Origin of the sequence: Nocardioides sp. (assembly GCF_036401255.1) — a bacterium.
Lineage (GTDB): Bacteria > Actinomycetota > Actinomycetes > Propionibacteriales > Nocardioidaceae > Nocardioides.
In genome coordinates this window covers 1-4,639 of sequence record NZ_DASWVI010000474.1, presented here as the reverse complement: position 1 = coordinate 4,639, position 4,639 = coordinate 1, and the positions used below count along the sequence as shown (strand labels likewise).

General features: G+C 74.1%; 4 protein-coding genes and 1 pseudogene. 2 read left to right on the top strand and 3 right to left on the bottom strand.

Annotated elements, in window-relative coordinates:
• The 3 genes and pseudogenes from VGD85_RS21800 to VGD85_RS21790 form a co-directional block, all read right to left on the bottom strand.
• Window positions 1-672 (bottom strand): annotated as a pseudogene (locus tag VGD85_RS21800) (ribonuclease E/G); the annotation flags it as partial.
• Between the two features lie 346 nt (window positions 673-1,018).
• On the bottom strand, window positions 1,019-1,729 hold the full coding sequence (locus VGD85_RS21795; RefSeq protein ID WP_331065532.1) for a TIGR03936 family radical SAM-associated protein: 711 nt from the start codon (window positions 1,727-1,729) through the stop codon (window positions 1,019-1,021).
• 9 nt (window positions 1,730-1,738) lie between these two features.
• Window positions 1,739-2,926, bottom strand: a complete 1,188-nt coding sequence (locus VGD85_RS21790; protein WP_331065531.1) for a winged helix DNA-binding domain-containing protein — start codon at window positions 2,924-2,926, stop codon at window positions 1,739-1,741.
• Window positions 2,927-2,991: 65 nt separating this feature from the next.
• Here VGD85_RS21790 and VGD85_RS21785 point away from each other — a divergent pair, with 65 nt between their 5' ends.
• Window positions 2,992-4,185: an MFS transporter gene (locus VGD85_RS21785; protein ID WP_331065530.1), complete on the top strand. Its 1,194-nt coding sequence runs from the start codon at window positions 2,992-2,994 to the stop codon at window positions 4,183-4,185.
• 53 nt (window positions 4,186-4,238) lie between these two features.
• Window positions 4,239-4,639, top strand: a 401-nt coding sequence (locus VGD85_RS21780; protein ID WP_331065529.1) for a VOC family protein, incomplete at its 3' end; no start/stop codon positions are given.

Sequence of the window (4,639 nt, the reverse complement as noted above, 5' to 3'; positions counted from 1 at the left end):
CTCACCCGGCTCCGTCTCAGCGCTCTCGGCGCCCTCGGGGGCGGCGGTCTGCTCGGTCTGGTCGGCGGGCTCCTCGGTCGCGTCGACCGGAGCGGCCTGCTCGTCGGCCTCGGCCGGCGCCTCGGCGGCGGCCTTCTTGGTGGTCTTCTTGGCCGTGGTCTTCTTGGCCGTGGTCTTCTTCGCCGCCGCCTTCTTGGCCGCCTTCTTGGCCGGCTTGGCGGCCGGTTCGGGGGCCTGGAACAGCACGGCCGGAGCGCCCGGGGCGTCCCCGGCCTCGAGCAGGGGGTCGCCGTGTGGGGCCGACGCGGACTCCTCCGCGGGCACCGGCTCGGGAGCCGCCTTCGTCGCGGTCTTCTTGGCGGCGGCCTTCTTCGCCGGGGCCTTCTTGGCGGCCTTCTTGGCGGTCGCCTTCTTCACGGGCGTCGGGGCCGGCTCGTCCGTGGGGATGTCAGCGGGTGCGTCCAGCAGCGGGGCGTCGAGCGCCGGCTCGTCGGCCGGCGCGGCGGTCTTCTTCGCCGCCGTCTTCTTGGTCGCCGTCTTCTTCACCGCCGTCTTCTTGGTCGCGGCCTTCTTGGCCGCCGCCTTCTTCGCCGGCTTGTCGGCGGTGGCTTCGGCGGTGGGTTCGGGCGCGGTGGCGGGAGTGTCCGTCCCGGCCTGGAGATCGTCGGGCATGGTGTGTGCTCCTAGGCCCCGGCGCCGTGCGCCCGGGCGAGTCCGACGTCGTCCACCCGGGTGTTCAGGGCCGACGACGCAAAGCCTGTCGTGTGGCGGCGACACCCTCCGCGGTGCGTCACCGGTGCACGTCGACCCGCCTGCCGCGGTCGCATGGCCTGTGCCCGAAGGCTCGCGGTGGGTCTCTGTCACCGACCTACCGGGCCGCGTCGCGGTCTGGTGGGACGAACGTCCAGCCAGCGTGCCGACCCTGGGTTGGGGCGGCGAGAACGTCGTCGGATCGTTCGGGCGGTTGCCCGGGCGATCACTGCGAGTATCGCACACCTCGTCGAGGGGGCCGGCACCCTCAGCCGCGCAGCGGGTCGCCGATCTCGCCGGTGGCGGGGTCGAGCGGCCCCTGTGCGAGCCGCGTCAGCAGCGGCGCGCCCTCGGTCTCGAGCCCGCCGGCCGCCGCCAGGCCGGCCAGCACGTCGTCGGGTCGCACCGAGGGGACGCCGTGGCGGAGCACCAGGTCCAGCCGCGAACCGGCGTCCCGAGGCTCGGCCGCCAACCGGACGACCGCCGCCCGGCAGTCGAACTCCCGCAGCCCCTTCTTGGTCATCCGCTGCACGAGCACCTCCTCGGCCGCCAGGAACGCCTCGACCGCGGTGGCGCTCGCCTCGGGTGTGGCCTCGAGGTCGACCAGCCAGTGGCTGGCCTCCAGCCGGTCGGCCAGTGCGCCGCCCGCGGACTCGACGACCTCGATCACGTCGAGCCCGTCGGGAAGCGCCTCCTCCAGGGCGGCCCGCACCGCTGCCGGGTCCTGGGCCTCGGCCAGCCCGATCTCGAGGTACTCGGCCTCGCTCGCGGACCCGGTGGGCGCGGCGCCGGCGTACGAGATCCGCGGGTGCGGGTTGAAGCCCGAGGAGTAGGCCATCGGCACCCGGGCCCGGAAGATCGCGCGCTCGAACGCGCGGCTGAAGTCACGATGGCTGGTGAACCGCAGCCGGCCGCGCTTGGCGTAGCGGATCCGCAGGCGCTGGACGGGCGGGGCTTGCTGCTCGGGCTGCTCGGGCACCGGTCAAGGCTACGGGGCCAGCGCCTGCTTCATCGCGGGCGAGGGGTACACCGTGCTCACCCGGTGACCGTCGAGCCATGCCGTGAGCCGCTCCGCCTCGGCCACCAGGGCCCGGCGCCCGGCCTCGGCGACGTCCTCGAGCAGGTTGAGCACCACGACGCCGTCGGGATCCTGCGCCCAGCAGCCGACCACGCGGCCGTCCCACCAGGCGGTCGTGCCCGCGTTGCCGTTGGTGTCGAACAGCGCCGGGGCGTGGGGGCCGAGGAAGAAGGACCGCTCCTTCCAGCCCATCACGGTCGGGTCGAGCACCGGCAGCAGCGCCGCCCACGGCTCCACCGGCGGCTCGGGGGCCTCGAGCAGCGGGTCGTCGGGCAGCACCCAGCCGGTGCCTGCGTCCGCGAGCCCGACCTCGACAGCCCCGAGGTCGGCGAGGGCCGCCCGGACCGCACCCTTGGTGGCCCCCAGCCACCAGGCCAGGTCGGCCTCGGTGCCGGGACCGAACGTGGTGAGCCAGCGGCGGACCAGCTCGGCGTAGCCCTCGCGCTCCTTGGCGGGCGCGGGGACCTCGTCGAGCCAGGTCCGGGTCAGCGTCCACCGCGGGCGTGCGGTGCGCCAGTGGCCGGCGTTGTGGCCGCGCACCAGGAGGCCCTCCACGGCCAGCTGGGTGAGGACGCGTGGGGCAACGGAGACGTTGGCGGCGTACTTGCCCTTGCCGATGTCGAGGCGGCCCGCGAGCTCCGGCACCTCCTCGCGCAGCTGCTGGGCCGACAGCTCGGCACCTCCCGCGAGATGGGCGAGGACCGCGGCCCGCGCGGTGGCGAGCCACGCCGCGCCGTCGGTGGCGAGGCCGGCCTGCTCGACCACCTTGGCCAGCTGTGCCTGGTGCATGGCGGCGACCCGGGCGGACGCGCTCCCCCAGGCGGCCGGCAGCAGGTCGCGCGGGAACACGAACAGGGTGCGCCGCATCGCCAGCTGCTTGACCAGGGTGCGGTCGTCGTAGAGCGCGCGGTCGACGTCGTCGATGGTCAGGGCGTCGACGCGGGCCCACAGGGAGAGGTAGACCGTGGGCGCCTCGGTGGCGTGCAGCACGGTCATGGCGTACGTCGCGGCCTCGGGGCTGGCCACCCGGTGGTCGGGCGCGAGCGCGTGGCGCCGCGCCAGCCGGGCTCGCCGCTCGGCGTCGCTCACCTGTCGCATGGTCGCCATCTTGCCAACGGCCACCCCCAGAGGTCGGTGCGGACCCGGGTGAGAGCATCGCCCGAGTGAGCACCTCCGAGCGTCGTACGGCCGTCCTGGTCCTGGTCGGTCTGGTCCTGTTGTCGTTCAACCTCCGGCCGACCGCCGTCAGCGTGGGGCCGGTGCTCGCGGAGGTGCGCGACACGTTCTCGATGTCCGGCGCGACCGCCGGGCTGCTCACCTCGCTGCCGGTGATCGCGTTCGCGGTGTTCGGCGCGCTCGCACCCGCCGCCGCGCACGTGATCGGCATCCACCGGGTGACGCTGCTGGCGATCCTCGCCGCGATCGCCGGCCTCGTCGGCCGGGTGCTCACCGACCAGGAGACGCTGTTCCTGCTGCTCTCACTGGTGGCGCTCGGCGGGATGGCGATGGCGAACGTGCTGCTGCCGTCGCTGGTCAAGCTGCACTTCCCCGACCACATCGGGCGGGTCACCGCGATCTACACGACCGCGCTGTCGGTCGGGCTGACCGCCGCGCTGGTGCTGACCGTGCCGATCTCCGACGCGTTCGGCGGCTGGCGCTGGGGCCTGGGCGCCTGGGCGGTCCTCGCGGTGCTGGCCGCGGCCCCCTGGCTGTCGCTGATCGCGCACGACCGGCACCTCGAGACGGCGCCGCGGTCGATCCGGTACGGCGACGTCGCGCGCACGCCCCTGGGGGTCGCGATGGCGCTGTTCTTCGGGCTCCAGTCGCTGCAGGCGTACGTGATCTTCGGCTGGTTCGCCCAGCTGTGGCGCGACAGCGGCTACTCGGCGACCGTGGCCGGCCTGCTCGCGGGCGTCGTCGCGGGGATGAGCATCCCGCTGTCGTTATGGCTGCCGAACGTGCTCGCGCGCAGCGCCGACCCGCGCCGGCTGATGCTCACGGTGATCGCGGCGTACCCCGTCGGCTACATCGGCCTGATGGTGGCGCCGCACGCCCTCGCGCCGCTGTGGGCGGTGATCGTCGGTGTGGGGACGGTGACGTTCCCGCTGATCCTGACGCTCATCGGGCTGCGGGCCCGCACCCCGCAGGGCACGGCCGCGCTGTCGGCGTTCACCCAGTCCACCGGCTATCTGGTCGCCGCGGTCGGCCCGTTCCTGATCGGGGTGATCCACGACGCGTCCGACGGCTGGAACCTGCCGCTGCTGGTCCTGCTGCTGCTCGCGCTGCCGCTGTTCGCGCTGGCGGCGTACGTCGCGCGGCCGATGTACGTCGAGGACCAGCTGCGGTCGCCGTCCTGACGCGGCTCCAAAACGCGTTGCGGCTCCCGGGGGCACCGACCTAGCGTGCCGAGATGGCCTCGGACCTGATCGCGCTGACCGTCGACGCCACCGATCCCGCGGACCTCACCCGGTTCTGGTCAGGGGTCCTGGGCTGGGAGCCCGACCCCGGGGAGCCGACCAGCCTGGTGCCCGCAGACGACACCGGGTTCCGGATCCGCTTCCGTCCGACGGAGCGGCCCAAGACGATCGCGAACCGCATCCACTTCGACCTCACGAGCACCTCGCCGGCCGACCAGGAGGGCACGGTCGCCCGGGCGCTCTCCCTCGGCGGGCGGCACATCGACGTGGGCCAGCTGCCCGAGGAGGGCCACGTCGTGCTCGCCGACCCGGACGGCAACGAGTTCTGCGTGATCGAGCCGGGCAACAACTTCCTCGCCGACTGCGGGTTCATCGGGGCGCTCTCGTGTGACGG